This window comes from Hymenobacter actinosclerus, assembly GCF_900111515.1.
In the GTDB taxonomy this organism is placed as follows: Bacteria; Bacteroidota; Bacteroidia; order Cytophagales; family Hymenobacteraceae; genus Hymenobacter; species Hymenobacter actinosclerus.
In genome coordinates this window covers 683,312-698,157 of the sequence record NZ_FOHS01000002.1, presented here as the reverse complement: position 1 = coordinate 698,157, position 14,846 = coordinate 683,312, and the positions used below count along the sequence as shown (strand labels likewise).

12 protein-coding genes are annotated in these 14,846 nt (G+C 63.3%); 6 read left to right on the top strand and 6 right to left on the bottom strand.

From position 1 onward, the window contains the following. Positions 1 to 39 precede the first annotated feature (39 nt). On the bottom strand, positions 40 to 1,272 hold the full coding sequence (locus BMY67_RS09300) for a BaiN/RdsA family NAD(P)/FAD-dependent oxidoreductase (protein WP_092770741.1): 1,233 nt from the start codon (positions 1,270 to 1,272) through the stop codon (positions 40 to 42). Between the two features lie 166 nt (positions 1,273 to 1,438). Here BMY67_RS09300 and BMY67_RS09295 point away from each other — a divergent pair, with 166 nt between their 5' ends. Continuing rightward, complete coding sequence (locus tag BMY67_RS09295; protein WP_092770739.1) at positions 1,439 to 2,626, top strand: cation:proton antiporter; 1,188 nt, start codon at positions 1,439 to 1,441, stop codon at positions 2,624 to 2,626. Between the two features lie 172 nt (positions 2,627 to 2,798). Here the strand turns inward: BMY67_RS09295 and BMY67_RS09290 are convergent, their stop codons facing one another. The 3 genes from BMY67_RS09290 to aroQ form a co-directional block, all read right to left on the bottom strand. Further along, a complete protein-coding gene (locus tag BMY67_RS09290) occupies positions 2,799 to 3,359 on the bottom strand; it encodes a MarC family protein (protein WP_092770737.1) in 561 nt (186 codons plus the stop codon). A 153-nt stretch (positions 3,360 to 3,512) separates the two neighbouring features. Next, positions 3,513 to 4,580, bottom strand: a complete 1,068-nt coding sequence (locus tag BMY67_RS09285) for an aminotransferase class V-fold PLP-dependent enzyme (RefSeq protein ID WP_092770735.1) — start codon at positions 4,578 to 4,580, stop codon at positions 3,513 to 3,515. Positions 4,581 to 4,757: 177 nt separating this feature from the next. Beyond that, positions 4,758 to 5,204, bottom strand: coding sequence for a type II 3-dehydroquinate dehydratase (gene aroQ / locus BMY67_RS09280; RefSeq protein ID WP_092770733.1), 447 nt, complete (start codon positions 5,202 to 5,204; stop codon positions 4,758 to 4,760). 226 nt (positions 5,205 to 5,430) lie between these two features. On the opposite strand from aroQ, the gene xerD reads away from it, so the two are divergent. Continuing rightward, positions 5,431 to 6,333 carry a site-specific tyrosine recombinase XerD gene (gene xerD / locus BMY67_RS09275; RefSeq protein ID WP_092770731.1) on the top strand — a complete coding sequence of 301 codons (903 nt, stop codon included), beginning with the start codon at positions 5,431 to 5,433 and terminating at the stop codon, positions 6,331 to 6,333. Between the two features lie 52 nt (positions 6,334 to 6,385). Here the strand turns inward: xerD and BMY67_RS09270 are convergent, their stop codons facing one another. Further along, positions 6,386 to 6,811 (bottom strand): STAS/SEC14 domain-containing protein, encoded by a 426-nt coding sequence (locus tag BMY67_RS09270; RefSeq protein ID WP_143069761.1) that lies wholly within the window; start codon positions 6,809 to 6,811, stop codon positions 6,386 to 6,388. Between the two features lie 102 nt (positions 6,812 to 6,913). Here BMY67_RS09270 and BMY67_RS09265 point away from each other — a divergent pair, with 102 nt between their 5' ends. The 3 genes from BMY67_RS09265 to BMY67_RS09255 all read left to right on the top strand — a co-directional run bounded on the left by BMY67_RS09265 (position 6,914) and on the right by BMY67_RS09255 (position 12,550). Continuing rightward, positions 6,914 to 8,647: a DUF6044 family protein gene (locus BMY67_RS09265; protein WP_092770727.1), complete on the top strand. Its 1,734-nt coding sequence runs from the start codon at positions 6,914 to 6,916 to the stop codon at positions 8,645 to 8,647. Positions 8,648 to 8,828: 181 nt separating this feature from the next. Next, entirely contained in the window at positions 8,829 to 11,768 is a 2,940-nt protein-coding gene (locus BMY67_RS09260; RefSeq protein WP_092770725.1) for an FtsK/SpoIIIE family DNA translocase, read from the top strand. A 137-nt stretch (positions 11,769 to 11,905) separates the two neighbouring features. Continuing rightward, positions 11,906 to 12,550: an outer membrane lipoprotein periplasmic chaperone LolA1 gene (locus BMY67_RS09255; RefSeq protein WP_092770723.1), complete on the top strand. Its 645-nt coding sequence runs from the start codon at positions 11,906 to 11,908 to the stop codon at positions 12,548 to 12,550. Positions 12,551 to 12,613: 63 nt separating this feature from the next. Here the strand turns inward: BMY67_RS09255 and BMY67_RS09250 are convergent, their stop codons facing one another. Beyond that, positions 12,614 to 13,465, bottom strand: coding sequence for a tetratricopeptide repeat protein (locus BMY67_RS09250; protein WP_143069760.1), 852 nt, complete (start codon positions 13,463 to 13,465; stop codon positions 12,614 to 12,616). Positions 13,466 to 13,510: 45 nt separating this feature from the next. Here BMY67_RS09250 and BMY67_RS09245 point away from each other — a divergent pair, with 45 nt between their 5' ends. After that, positions 13,511 to 14,788, top strand: coding sequence for a DUF2851 family protein (locus BMY67_RS09245; protein ID WP_092770719.1), 1,278 nt, complete (start codon positions 13,511 to 13,513; stop codon positions 14,786 to 14,788). Positions 14,789 to 14,846: the final 58 nt, after the last annotated feature.

The following is a 14,846-nucleotide window of genomic DNA, read 5'->3' as shown; positions in this document are numbered from 1 at the left end:
AGTGCTACTAGGCCCCCGAAACAGCAACTCGCCACCTTCCTAGCTCATCTCCAGCCACTGTAGCAGGCCGCGGGCAGCCCAGGCGCCGGTGCTGAAGCAGCCCTGGAGCAGGTAGCCGCCGGTGGGCGCTTCCCAGTCGAGCATTTCGCCGGCTACAAAGGTGCCGGGCCGCGCGTGCAGCATCAGGTGCTCGTTGAGGGCCTCCCAGGCCACGCCGCCAGCCGTGCTGATGGCCTCATCGAGCGGGCGCAGGCTGGTTACGGGGATGGGCAGGTTTGCCAGCAGGGCCGCCGCCTCGGATGGCGCGGCCGGGAAGGTGGCCGGGCCCAACTCGCGCAGCAGCGTGGGCACCGGCGGCCCCAGGCGCAGCGCCTCGCCCAGAAACGATGCGACCGACTTGCCGGGTTTGCGCCGCGCCAGCTTGTCCAGCAACTGGGCCGGGCTGAGGTCGGGCTTGAGGTGCAGGTGCAGTAGGGCCGGGCCGCCGATGGCCAGCTGCGCCCGCACCTGGGGCGTGAGGGCGTACACCGGCGTGCCTTCGAGGCCGTAATCGGTGAGCATGATTTCGCCGCGGACCGTAGCTCCTGCGCAGCTCAGGGCCACGTTTTTGAGCGGCTGCCGGCCCACTTTCTCCCGGAAGAACTCCGACCATGCCACCTCGGCCCCGCAGTTGGCCGCCGCGAAATGCCGCACCGGCACACCCGCCCGCTCCAGTTCGGGCAGCCAGGCGCCGTCGGAGCCGGTTTTGGCCCAGCTGGCCCCGCCCAGGGCCAGCAGCGTGGCGGCAGGCCGCACGGTCGTTTGTTCGCCGGTGGCTTCGTGGCGCAGGTGCAGGGCACCGTTGGGGCCGAAGCCGAGCCAGCGGTGGCGCACCTGCAGCACCACGCCCAGCGCCTGCAGCCGCGCCACCCAGGCCCGCAGTAGGTCGGCGGGCTTGTGGTGGGCCTGCGGAAAAACCCGGCCACTGGTGCCCACAAACGTGCTGATGCCCAGGTCGGTGGCCCAGGCGCGCAGGTCGGTGGGGGAGAAGTGCGCCAGAAAGCGCCTGAAGTCGGGCGCGCGGTGGGCGTAGCGGCCTGCGAAAAGGGTGGCGTCTTCGGCGTTGCTCAGGTTGAAGCCGCCGTGGCCGGCCACCAGAAACTTGCGGCCCACCGTAGCCTGGGCTTCGTAGAGGTGCACCCGGCAGCCCGCTTCGGCCAGGCGCTGGGCAGCCAGCAGGCCCGCCGGCCCGCCCCCCACCACGGCCACCTCTTTTCCTGAAAGCTGTTGCATGGCGCAAAGGTACGTCGCGCCTTCACGCGGGCCGGGGCCGGCCGGCCGGGGCGCGCTACCGCCGCCGAAAGCGTATCTTCGTCGTTCCGGGTTCCTGCAACTCCGGCCAACCGCCCCTAATTCCGGCTCGTATAGCCGGAATTACTTTTGGGCCTAACTGCACTCTATGGGTTCTTATACCATTCTTATCGGCCTGAGCCTGGCCGTTATTCTGTCTTACCTCTTCGACCTGATTGCCCGCGCCACCAAAGTGCCGTCGGTGCTCATGCTGCTGCTCTCGGGTATTGCCCTGCGCCAGGCCGCCGACTACTTCGAGTTTACCTTTGCCACACCCAAAGTGATCCTGGAGATATTTGGAATCATCGGTCTGATTATGATTGTGTTGGAAGGCGCCCTCGACCTGAAGATAACCCGCGAAAAGGCCCCACTTATCCGGCGTTCCTTCTTCGCGGCGGTGCTCATGCTGGTCGTGCAATCGGTGGTGATTGCCCTGATTCTGCACTACTGGCTGGGGGTGAATTTCCAGAGCTGCCTCGTCAATGCCATTCCGCTGGCCGTTATCAGCTCGGCCATTGCCATTCCGAGCGTGGCCGGCCTGACGGGTGAAAAGCAGGAGTTTATCATCTACGAAAGCACGTTTTCCGACATTCTGGGCATCATGCTCTTCAACTTTGCCCTGCAGTCCAATTTTGGTGAGGGCATGTCGGTGGCCACGTTCGGGCTCGATGTGGTAGCCGTGGCACTGGTGGCAATTGTGAGCACGGCCGCCCTTATTTTCCTGCTCGACCGGATTCGGCTGCACGTGAAATTCTTCCTGATTCTGGCTTTCCTGGTGCTGCTTTATAGCGTGGCCAAGAACCTGCACCTTTCCTCCCTGGTGCTGGTGCTGGTGTTCGGGCTGGCCGTCAACAATGCCGAGCAATTCATGCTCGGGCCGCTCAAGCGCTGGTTCAACCCGGCCCGCCTCACCGAGGAGCTGCACCAGCTGCGCAGCATCACGGCCGAGTCGGCCTTCCTGATTCGCACGTTCTTTTTCCTGCTCTTCGGCTTCAGCATCACGGTCAGCAAGCTCGTAAGCCCGCAGCTGCTGATTCAGGGCGTGCTCATCGTGGCGGCCCTCACGGCCATCCGCTATTTCTACCTGCGTTTCATTGCCAAAACCGACCTCATTCCGGAACTCTTCATCGCCCCGAAAGGCCTGATTACCGTGCTGCTGTTCTACAGCATCCCGCAGGAGCACCTCATCGGCGAAGTATCCGAAAACATCCTGTTCATCGTCATCCTGCTCACCGGCATCCTCATGATGGTGGGCCTGGTCATGAGCCGCGAGGAACCCGCTATTGGCGAGTATTGAGGGTTTGCTGAGAAGCTAGGAGTTCGAATGACCGGCTGTTATCCTGACGAAGGAAGCACTTTATCATGTTGGAACGAGTCGTTAGTGTGGCCGTTTTAGCATGATAAGGTCCTTCGCTCCGCTCAGGATGACAGCCGGTCATTCTACCTTCTGGCTCCTAACTCCTTGCTCCTTAAAAATTAGTTTTGAACAGCTTGATGGCAATGGCCAGCAGGATAACGCCGAACACGCGGCGCAGGATATCCTCGCCGGCTTTGCCAAGCTTGCGCTCAATCCAGGCCGAGCTTTTGATGACCAGGTACACGAAAATCAGGTTCACGAGCACGCCGGCCAGCACGTTGGGCAGCTCGTAGGCGGCCCGCAGCGAGAGCAGCGTGGTCATGGTGCCGGCGCCCACAATCAGGGGGAAGGCCAGCGGCACGATGGAGCCCGTGCCGGCCGCCGGGTCGTGGCGGAACAGCTCGATGCCCAGAATCATCTCCATGCCGATGAGGAAGATGATGATGGCGCCCGCCAGGGCAAACGACTGGAAATCAACCCCAAAGAGTGAGAGGATGCTCTGGCCGACGAACAGGAAGCTCACCATCAGTACGCCCGCCACAAGGGTGGCCTTCTCGGCATTCACACTGCCCTCGCGCTGCCGGATCTGGATGATAATGGGCACCGAGCCCAGAATATCGATGATGGCAAACAGCGTGAGCGTAACGGAGGCTATTTCCTTGAGGCTAAACATGAATCGCGGATTTTCGCTGATTAATCGTGATTTCGCTGATTTCTGGGGTCTTCCAATTTTTCTCCACCTCATTTCTCCAACTCGCGCTGATGAATGGTGATTGTGCTCAAAAGCAGGGCAATCACCATTGATCAGCGAAAAGCGGTGCCTGATTTAGGAGAACTCCTTGGCGAAGAACTGCACGAGCTGCTCGAAGGCGGCGTCGGGGATGGCGGGGAAGTTGGCGATGCGCAGGCTGGTGGCCTTCAGCTCGCCGTAGCCGCTGCCGATGAACAGGTCCTGGGCCAGGGCGCGGCGCCTGACTTCCTCGATGAGCGCCGGCGCGGCCTGCAGGCCGATGACGGTGTAGGAGCGGGTTTCGGGGTTGGAAACCAGCGGCCGCAGCTGGGTGGCCTGGTCGAAGTAATCGTAGAGCTTGGTGGCCCTTTCCACGACGTGCTGGTGGATGGTTTTGATGGGCGGGTTGTCGTGGAGGCTGCGGTTGAGCAGGTAGAGGCCCAGCACGTTGGGCGTGTGGGTGGTCTGGAAGTTGAGCATCTTCTCGTACTGGTCGGCCAGCGAGTTGTAGTGGCTGCGCTCATTGAGCCGCCGCACCCGCTCGATGGCCCGCGGCGAAAGCACCATCACCGAGAGGCCCGCCGGCAGCCCGAAGCACTTCTGCACCGACGCGTACCAGATGTCGCCCTTGATAAACTTGAGCTGCACGCCCGCCATCGATGAAGTGGCATCGACAGCCAGCAGGGCCTTGGCAGGCAGGCGGTTGTACAGATTCAGGATTACGCCGTCGCGCAGCTGGGTGGCCGTGGAGGTTTCGTTCTGGGTGATGCACACCAGGTCGGTCTGCTCGTCGAGGCCGGGCAGCCGGTCGGTATCAGGCACCTCATCAATGCCGAATTTCTGGCCCACTGATGCCGGGCGCAGGGCCCGGGCGTTTTCGTACCATTTCTGACCAAAGGCGCCGTTGTAGAGGTGGAAGCTTTTGGTGGGCGTCAGGCTCTGGGCCAGCACTTGCCAGCATTCGGTGGCCGAGCTGAGAAAGAAAATGGTGTAGTCCTGCGGGATGTTGAGCTTGGTTTTAAGCTCCTGCACCGTCAGGCGCATCATCTGCACAAACTTCTCGCCCCGGTGCGGGGCCGAAAGCCAGCCCTCATCAAACGCGTCCTGTAGATATTGGCGCACCTGCGGATACACCTGCGAGGGGCCGGGATTGAACGTATACATAAAGCAAGGCCGATGGGAAGTAGACGACAAAGGTACGGAAAGGGCCAAGCCAAGGTAAGTGAAAGTGTAAAAGTCAAAGAGAAAAGGTGAAAAGGCAAAGCCGTTGAACGGGCCTGGCGTGGACGTTCAACAGCTTTGCCTTTTTACCTTTTCTCTTTGACTTTTACCTGCCCAGCGCTACACCCGGAAGCCCATGCGCTTGGGGCGCTGGCCGTCGAAGTGGTGCAGGGCCAGCCGGTAGCTGTCGAGGCCGAAGCCGCTGATGCTGCCGGCACAGTGGCGGCCCAGCAGGCTGCGCTGGCGGAACTCCTCGCGGGCGTGCAGGTTGCTCAGGTGCACCTCCACCACTGGCGAGCCAATGGCGGCCACCGCGTCGGCCAGCGCCACGCTGGTGTGGGTGAAACCGCCGGCATTTAGTACAATACCGTGGTAGCTGAAGCCGACTTCGTGCAGCTTGTCGATGAGGCCGCCCTCGTGGTTGCTCTGGAAATACTCCAGCTCGAACTGCGGAAACGCCTCCACCAGCTCGGGCAGAAAATCTTCGAACGAGCGGGTGCCGTAGATGCCGGGCTCGCGCCGGCCCAGCAGGTTGAGGTTGGGGCCGTTGAGCAGCAGAATTTGCATAGCGTGGGGGAATGGGGGAAGGAGAGGATTGCGCAAGGCAAAAGAACGTCATTCTGAGCGAAGCCGGAGGCGAAGTCGAAGAATCTTGCGGGCCCCAGTAAGTCTTGGCGACAGGGGTAGCCTTACAGTAGAGATTCTTCGACTCCGCTCCGCTTCGCTCAGAATGACGTTCTTTTGCCTTGCTCAATCCCCTCCTTCCCTCCTTCACCGAGTCCCTCATTCACCCATGTCGCCCTGGAATCTTGCCATCAAACAGTTCGAGGGCTACCTGCAGCTCGAAAAGTCGTTGTCGGCCAACTCGGTGGAGGCGTATGCGCGCGACGTGCACAAGCTGCGCCAGTACCTGGAGCTGGAAGGGCTGAAGGCCTCGCCCCAGCAGGTAACCACCCGGCTGCTGCGCGACTTCCTGACCTGGCTGGGCGGCCTGGGCCTGGAGGCCACCTCGCAGGCCCGCACGCTCTCGGGCCTCAAGGCCTTCTACCGCTTCCTGATTATGGAGGATATGCTCTCCATCGACCCTACCGACACGCTGGAAGCGCCCAAAACCGGCCGCAAGCTGCCCGACACGCTCAGCTACGTAGAAATTGAGCAGCTGCTGGCCGCCATCGATTTGAGTACGCCCGAGGGCACCCGCAACCGGGCCATGCTGGAGGTGCTCTACAGCTCGGGCCTGCGCGTGAGCGAGCTGACCGGCCTGCGCCTGTCCAACCTCTACGCCGACCAGGGCTTTGTGCGCGTCACGGGCAAGGGCAACAAGGAGCGGCTCGTGCCCATCGGCCGCGACGCGCTCAAGCACCTGGGCTTTTACCTGCAGGGCATTAGGGCCCACCTCGACATCAAGCCCGGCCACGAAGACACGGTGTTCCTCAACAAGCGCGGCGCGGGCCTTTCCAGGGTGATGATTTTCCACATCATCAAGGCGGCCGCCGAAAAAGCCGGCATCAGCAAAAGCATCAGCCCGCACACGTTCCGCCACAGCTTTGCCACCCACCTAATCGAAGGCGGGGCCGATTTGCGGGCCGTGCAGGAGATGCTGGGCCACGAAAGCATCACGACCACCGAAATCTACACCCACCTCGACCGCGACTACCTGCGCCAGGTCATCACCCAGTTTCATCCGCGCAGCTAGGCCCGAAGGGCCAGCGATAAGCTGCCAGCAGAACGGGCCGAGGGCCTGCTGTTCAGATTCTGTGGCTCAACAGCCAGTCATCGGCTTCGGCCAGCGAGTCAAAAATCTGGATTTCAAACTGGGTGAACATGTGGTGGGTGGGCGTGGCCAGGAAAGTGGTGGCCAGGGTGCCGGTCCGTACCACGTGGGCCACGTACTGCACGCCGGCCCGGGCGGCGGCCGGGGCCCAGCGCTGGGCCAGCCACAGCAGCGAATCGAACCAGGGGCCATGCAGCTCGGTGTTGTCGTTGAGCAGGCAGCAGCAGGGGTGCTGGCGCAGAATATCGAGCGCTGCCTCGGCGCCCTGGTGGGCCATGTCCGAGGTTACGTGCCCCTGCCAGCTCACGGCCAGCAGGTGCCGCCCCGGGTGGTAGCTAAGCCGGCAATACCCGGGGCTTTCGGGGCTGGACAGCAGGCGCTCGATCATAAGAAAAAGCATAAATAATAAGGAAAATGTATTAACGGTGAAAGCATGAATTGGGATGCCTGTGGCTGTTAAAAGGCTGCTACTTTTGCAACCCTGTTCCTGCAGCCGACCTTCATGCCCGCTTTACCTGGCGCCACCGTTGCGCCCTTTCGTCCGCGCAATGCTCTGCTGGTCGCCGTGGCGGCGCTGCTGCTGCTGGCCCTGGCCTACGTAGCGCCGGCCGGCCGCACCTACATTCTGCTCGACGACAACCTCGACACTGAGCTGGCCACCGGCTACGTGCTGGTGCGCGAAGGTAAAACCCTCGACTACCGCCCCGCCACCAAGGTAGAACGGCTGCTGAACGGGCTGCCCCGCAACGCGTTGCGGCCCGGCCTGCAGCCGCTGGTGGGCCTGCAGGCGCTGCTGCCCACGCTGCCCGCCTACCTGCTCCACGAGCTGCTGGTGCGGCTGGCAGGCCTGCTGAGCATGTTCTGGCTGCTACGCCGCCATCTGCTGCCTGCGCCCCGCCACGCCGCGTTGGGCGCCGCGCTGGCCCTGGCCTGGGCGGTGCTGCCGGCCTACACGGCCTACGGCGTATCGGTGCTGGGGCAGCCGGCGGTAGCGGCCGTGCTGCTGCACCTGCGCCGAGGGCCGGCCCGCTGGCCTTACTGGGCGGTGCTGGTGGGCTTTGGGCTGTGGTCAAGTCTGGTGCTGGCGGGGGTGTTTGTGCTGCTGGCGGGCGGGGCGCTGCTGCTGCACGCGGTCTGGCTGGGCCGCTACCACGCTGCCAGGCGCCTCGCGCTGGGGCTGGCCGTGCTGGCCTCTACATATCTGGTGGTTGAATACCCACTGGTATCGGCGTTACTGGGCGGGCAGTTCGTATCGCACCGGCTCGAGTTTGATTACCGCCGGCTGGTGCCGGGCGGGGTAGGGGCAGGGTTGCTGGCGGCGGCGCGCTACTTTCTGCTGGGCCACTACCACAGTGCGCTGTTTGTGCGGCTGGCCCCGCTGCTGGCGGCCGGCGCGGCGGCGTTGCTGGTCCCGGCCAGCCCTGGCCGCTACCGCTACCGGCGGCAGCTGGCCGGCGCGCTGGTCGCGTTGGGCGGGGCGGCGCTGTTCTGCGGCTTCTACCCCCAGCTGACGGCCGCCGGCCAGCAGGTACTGCCGCTGTTGCGGGCATTTAATCTTTCGCGGCTGCATTTTTTGCTGCCGCTGGCGTGGTTTGCGCTGCTGGCCCTGAGCCTGCGCCAGCTGCCCGCCGGCCGGAGCCGCTGGGCGCTGGTGGGCCTGCAGCTGCTTGTTGGGCTGGGTATGAATACCGAGTGGACGCTGAACGTGCGCCGCCTGCTGGGCCGGCTGCCCGCTGCCGAGCCCACCTACGCCGCCTACGTGGCCCCCGGGCTGTTTGGGCAGGTCAGGCAGGCTATTCTGGCCCGCACCGGCCAGGCGCCGGCTGCTTACCGGGTGGCCTGCCTGGGCCTGCCGCCGGCCGTAGCCACGCTCAACAACTTCTACACCCTCGACGCCTACCTCAACAACTACCCGCTGGCCTACAAGCACGCCTTCCGGCCCCTGATTGCCGGCGAGCTGGCCAAAAGCCCGGACCTGGCCACGTATTTTGATGCCTGGGGCAACCGCTGCTACCTGTTTTCGGCCGAGCTGGGCAGGAACTTCCGGGTGCCCGGCACGCCGGCCCGCACCGTGCAGCACTGGCAGTTTAATGCCGCTGCCTTCCGCCGCCTCGGCGGGCGCTACGTGCTGTCGGCGGTGCGCCTGGCCCGGCCCGAAGCCAGCGGCCTGCGCCTGTTCGGCAGCTACGCCGCGCCCGGTGCTTACTGGCACCTGTGGGTGTACGCGGCGAAATAGGGGGATACTGAGTTGGCGTTCGGCGGGCCTGGCCGCCCCTCGGCGCAACGTAGAGGGTAGAACTCAGCAGGGTAACCGGCCCTTTTGCCCCGCCAGCACCCCTGACCGTCAAACCTCGCGTTTCCCCATCTCATCATTTCACCTCCTTTATGCCTAGATTTGGTTTCTGGCGTACTTTCCAATGGCTAAAAATACCTACAAGCAACCGGCTGAAACCCCTGCCCGGCGCGGCAACGAGCCCCGCCCGGCCGAGCCCCGGCCGGCCCGCAACCAACCCCGGCCCGCGGCTCCGGCGGCGGCCGCCCCGCGTGAGAATCGGCGCAACGAGCCCAAGTCGGCGGCCGCCCCCCGCAAGGAGCGCAGGCCGCTTAAACTGCCGGTTTTCCAGCTGGGCGGGCTGTTCGGCTTTCTGCGCGACCGTCGCTTTCAGCTGTTTCTGGGCTTCTTCCTGCTCTTCAGCTCCATCTACCTCACCATCGCCTTCGTCTCGTTCCTGTTCACCGGCCACGCCGACCAGAGCGTAATCGAAAGCGTGGGCCGCACCTCCCTGCCCGAGGCGGGCCAGGAAACCGGCAACTGGCTGGGCGTAGTGGGTGCGCTGCTGGCCGAATGGCTGATTCAGGATGGCTTTGGCGTGGCCGCGTTTGCCCTGATTCCGATAGTGTTCTTCCTGGGCTATAAAACCGTGTTTCGCCGCGGAATTGTGTCGTTTAGCTACGTCTTGGCGCTGTGCCTGTTCTCCAGCCTCTGGCTGAGCGTGCTGCTGGGCTACGTGGTACTGTCCTTGCAAAGCCCCGGCATTGACCCCACGCTGGCCCACAGCCTCGATTTTCTGTGCGGCGGCATCGGCTACGAAACGGCCTTCTGGCTCGATAGCCTCATCGGCTGGGGCACCGTGCTGCTGTTGGCCTTCCTGCTGATTTCGTTTGTGGTGTTCTTCTTCAACATCACCACCCTCAACCTGGGCAGCAGCCCCGACGAGCCCGCCGAAGAACCCGCCCCCGCCGCCCGCCGTGCCACCAACGAGCCCGCTCCCTGGGCCGTCGATGCGCCCTCCCACGCCGACGACAATCCCCTGGGTCTCACCCTGCGCGACACCCGCACCCCGCAGCCCGTCGCGGCCGACGACACTGACGACACCGACGACGAGCTGGAGGAAGCTGACATGGCGCCCGTTCCGGTCCGTACCGGGGCCGTGGCTTCGGCGGCGCTGGCTACTGCAACTGCCGCGGGCGGCGGGCTGGCAGCCGGCGCCGCAACGCTGCCCCTGAGCGTGGCGCCGGTGGCAGCTGCCGCGGCGGCAGTGCCCAAACCCAGTGGCCCCAGCTTTTCCATTGAGGTGGCCGAGCCCGAGCCCATGCGCGTGCCGGCGGCCCCGGCCGCGGTAGCCAGCGTGCCCACGCCCCTTTCGCTGGCCGATCTGGCCGATGACAGCGCCCCGCTGCCGGCTTCTTTGCCGCTGCCGGTGGCCGCGCCGGCCGTTACGGCCGGGCTCTCGTTCGAAGTGGAAGACGCCACCGGCAAGCCCGAGCTTGATCCTTCGGCCGGCCCCGACATGGCCGTGATTGCCGAGGAAGACGAGGAGGCCGAAGCCATGCCCACCGGCGAGTACGACCCCACGCTCGACCTGCCCCGCTACCAGTACCCGACGCTGGAGCTGCTCAACGACTACGGCCAGGCCAAAGCCCAGGTAACCAAGGAGGAGCTGGAGGCCAACAAGGACCGCATTGTGGAGACGCTGGGCCACTACGGCATCAACATCGCCAGCATCAAGGCCACCATCGGCCCCACCGTTACGCTCTACGAAATCGTGCCCGACGCCGGGGTGCGTATCAGCAAAATCAAGAGCCTGGAAGACGATATTGCGCTGAGCCTGGCGGCGTTGGGCATCCGCATCATTGCGCCCATTCCGGGCAAGGGCACCATCGGCATCGAGGTGCCGAATGCCAAAAAGGAGATGGTGAGCATCCGCTCGGTGTTCAACACCGACAAGTTCATTTCCACGGAAATGGACCTGCCCATTGCCTTCGGCCGCACCATTACCAACGAGGTGTTCGTGGTCGATCTGGCCAAGATGCCCCACCTGCTGATGGCCGGCGCCACCGGCCAGGGTAAGTCGGTCGGCTTGAACGTGATTCTGGCCTCGCTTATCTACAAGCGCCACCCCAGCCAGCTCAAATTCGTGCTCGTCGACCCCAAAAAAGTGGAACTGAGTATCTTCAACAAGATTGAGCGCCATTTCCTGGCCAAGCTGCCCGACACCGAGGAGCCCATCATCACCGATACCAAAAAGGTGGTCAACACGCTCAACTCGCTGTGCATGGAGATGGACAAGCGCTACGATTTGCTCAAGGATGCCGGCTGCCGCAACCTGAAGGAGTACAACCGCAAGTTCGTTGAGCGCCGCCTCAACCCTAAAAAGGGCCACCGCTACATGCCCTTCATTGTGCTGGTGATTGACGAGCTGGCCGACCTGATGATGACGGCCGGCAAGGAGGTCGAAACGCCCATTGCCCGCCTCGCCCAGCTGGCCCGCGCCATCGGCATCCACCTGATTGTGGCCACCCAGCGCCCCTCGGTAAACGTGATTACCGGTATCATCAAGGCTAACTTCCCCTGCCGGATTTCCTTCAAGGTGACGAGCAAAATTGACTCGCGCACCATTCTCGATGCCGGCGGCGCCGACCAGCTCATCGGCCAGGGCGACATGCTCATTTCGCAGGGCTCCGACATCATCCGGGTGCAGTGCGCCTTTATTGATACGCCCGAGGTGGACCGCCTCTGCGACTTCGTGGGCGAGCAGCAGGGCTACCCCGACGCCTATCACCTGCCCGAAGTGGTGGGCGAAAGCGGCGGCGGCAACGGCGACAGCGACGACTTCAACCCCGCCGACCGCGACGCCATGTTTGAGGAAGCCGCCCGCGTTATCGTCACGCACCAGCAGGGCAGCACCTCCCTCATTCAGCGCCGCCTCAAGCTCGGCTACAACCGCGCAGGCCGCCTGATTGACCAGCTGGAGCACGCCGGTATTGTAGGGCCGTTTGAGGGCAGCAAGGCCCGGGAGGTGTTAATTCCCGACGAGTACAGTTTGGAACAGTTGTTGAATACGCTGCCCAAGTAGAGAAGATAGAGGTGAATATAGGGAGGTGAGAAGTGAGACAGAATTCGTTTCTGTGTGTTGTATCTGAACAAAGTCTTACTTCTCACGTCTCTGTACTCACCTCTACCCCATCGGTACTCAACACTTAAAAATCTGTAATGAAAAAATACCTTGCTCTGCTCGCCCTGTCTGTTTCCTTTTCTTCCGTGGCTTCTGCCCAGCAGGACCCCAAGGCGGGGAAGATTCTGGACCAGATGAGCGCCAAATACAAGGCCATGAAGGCCTTTAAAGCTACTTTCACCCAAACCCTCGAGAACGACGCGGCCAAGGTGAAGGAGAATCTGAGCGGCGACATCACGGTGAGCGGCCAGAAGTTCCGGCTGAAGATGAGCGGCCAGGAGGTCATCAACAACGGCCAGACCATGTGGACCTACATGAAGTCGGAAAACGAGGTAAACGTGTCCGACTACGAGCCCGATGAGCAGGAGGTGTCGCCTTCGCAGATTTACACGCTTTACAAGAAAGGCTACAAGTACAACTATGCCGGCGAGGCCAAGGAAGGCGGCGAAATGGTCGACATCATCGACCTGTCGCCCGAAGACCGCAACAACCCCGTGTACAAGGTGCGCCTGAAAGTGGGCCGCAACGACAAAGCCGTGAAAAGCTGGCAGATGTACAAGAAGAACGGCAACCGCTACACCTACCGCATCAGCAAGTTCCTGCCCAACGCGCCGGTCGATGCCACGACCTTCAATTTCGATAAAACCAAGTACAAAGGCGTAAAGGTGATTGACCTTCGCTAGTCATACCGCCCGCCAACCTATTCGGCCCGCTTCTGCTGTTCCAGCAGGGGCGGGCCGGTTTTTTTAGAACGATTCGTCCGTGAGCAAGGCGAGTTCCATAGCAGCTTTTTGATGGCCAAATTTCGCGGCCCACTGAAAATGATCTTTGGCCTCGCGGGACCGGCCCGGAACGTACTGGCCCTGTAACGCTGCTTTTCCGAGTTGGTACAGTGCCCGAGCGCTTTCCTGCTGCGGCCCATGCTCAACGGCGCGCTCGTACCACGCCAGCGCCTGCGGCCAATCTGGAGGAGACAGCAGCGTAAAATAATTACCTAGTGCCACCGCAGCCATAGCTTCGCCTGCCTCGTGGGCCGCGGCTAGCCACCGCCGGGCCGCGGGCAGCTTTACGGGGCCTCCAATACCGCGCAGGTAGCATCGCCCTAAGTCGTGCATGGCCGTAGCGTACCCGGCAATGGCTGCTTTTTTGTACCAGTAGCGAGCTTTAGGATGATTCCTTTGGGTGCCGGTACCTTGTTCGTACATCGTGCCGAGCGCGTGCATGGCATCGACATAGTGTAGATTTGCCGCCGCCGCGAATAGCTGAAATGCCTGGCTGGGGTTCTTAGGCACGCCTAGGCCATTATCGTGCGCTATGGCCAGATTGTAGAGTGCCAGCGGATGATGGGCCGCTGCTGCTTTCTGCAGCCAGAAAACGGCTTTCCCGTAATCTTCCGCTACGCCCCAGCCGTCACCATACATAAGGCCCAGAAAGGCCATGGCGCTGACGTTGCCTAAATCTGCTGCCTGATGAAGCAATACTGCGGCGCGCTTGATATATTTAGAGGAGTGGTTGCGAGTCCAGCGCGAACGGTAGAAGACCACCAGCGCCCGGCGGGTACTTTCTGCCGCAATGCTATTATCGAAAGGTAGGGGCAATGGGCGGGCGGGTTGAAGGTAAACTATAGAACGACCGTGCAAAATATGCAGGAAGATTTTCTCCACTACATCTGGCAGCACCAGTACTTCGATAAAACCGACCTGCGCACCGACGATGGCCAGCTGATAACCGTACTGCGGCCCGGCCACCGCAACCCCGACGCCGGCCCCGATTTCCTGCAGGCCCGCCTGCAGCTGGGAGAGGTGGAGTGGAGCGGGGCTGTAGAAATCCATCTGCGCGCCTCCGACTGGCACCGCCACCAGCACCAAATCGACCCCAAGTACGACCAGGTAGTGCTGCATGTGGTGCTGGTGGCCGACGCGGCGGTGCAGCGCACCAACGGCTCCGAAATTCCGGTGCTGGTGCTGGCCAGCCGGCTGCCGGCCGGCGCCCTGTACGCCTACGAGCAGCTGCGCGGCCAGCCGCCCGAAACCCTGCTGCCCTGCGCCCCGCTGCTGCCCCAGGTATCGGAGCTGACGCGCACCATGATGCTGGGCCGGACCCTGCTGGAGCGTATGGAGCAGAAGGCCGACCGCGTAGCCGAGCTGCACGAACAGCTGGGCCAGGACTGGGAAGCTACCGCCTGGCACGCGCTGGCGGCGGCCTTCGGCTTCCAGAAAAACAGTGAGCCGCTGGCCCGGCTGGCCAAAGCCCTGCCCCTGGCGCTGCTGCGCCGCTACCGCGCTGATGCCCGCCAGCTGGCCGCTCTGGTGTTCGGGCAGGCCGGGTTCCTGGACGAGGAGCCGCCGGATGAGTTCAGCCGGGAGCTGCAGACTGAATTCGGGTTTCTGCGCCACAAGCACAACCTGCACGGCACGGCCCTGGTGGCCCACGAGTGGAACTTCCTGCGGCTGCGGCCGGCCAATTTCCCCACCGTGCGGCTGGCCCAGCTGCTAGCCCTGCTACACGCCCGCCCTACGCTCTTCGACGCTCTGCTCACGGCCCACGACGGGCGGGCACTGGAGCAGTTTTTCCGGGTTCCGCTGCCTGACTACTGGCAGAAACACACCCGCCCCGGCCGCCCCGGCAAAGTGGCCGAGCTGGGCCGCGGCAGCGTGCAGCTGCTGATAACCAACACCGTTGTGCCCCTGCGTGTCGCCTACGCCCGCTCCATTGGCAACCCCGAGCAGGTAGAAGCTGCCCTGACCCTGCTCGACCAGCTGCCCGCCGAGCGCAACCACCTCACCGACGCCTACGAAGCCGCTGGCTTCCGGAACACCTGCGCCGCCGACTCGCAGGCGCTACTGGCCCTGCAGCGCGGCTACTGCGCCCCGCGCCGCTGCGTGCACTGCGGCATCGGGGCCAGCCTGCTTCGCAGATGAGCGGCCAGCGGCCAGCGGCAAGCCACAAGCTACAAGCTGCAAGTCAGTTCGGGAAGCT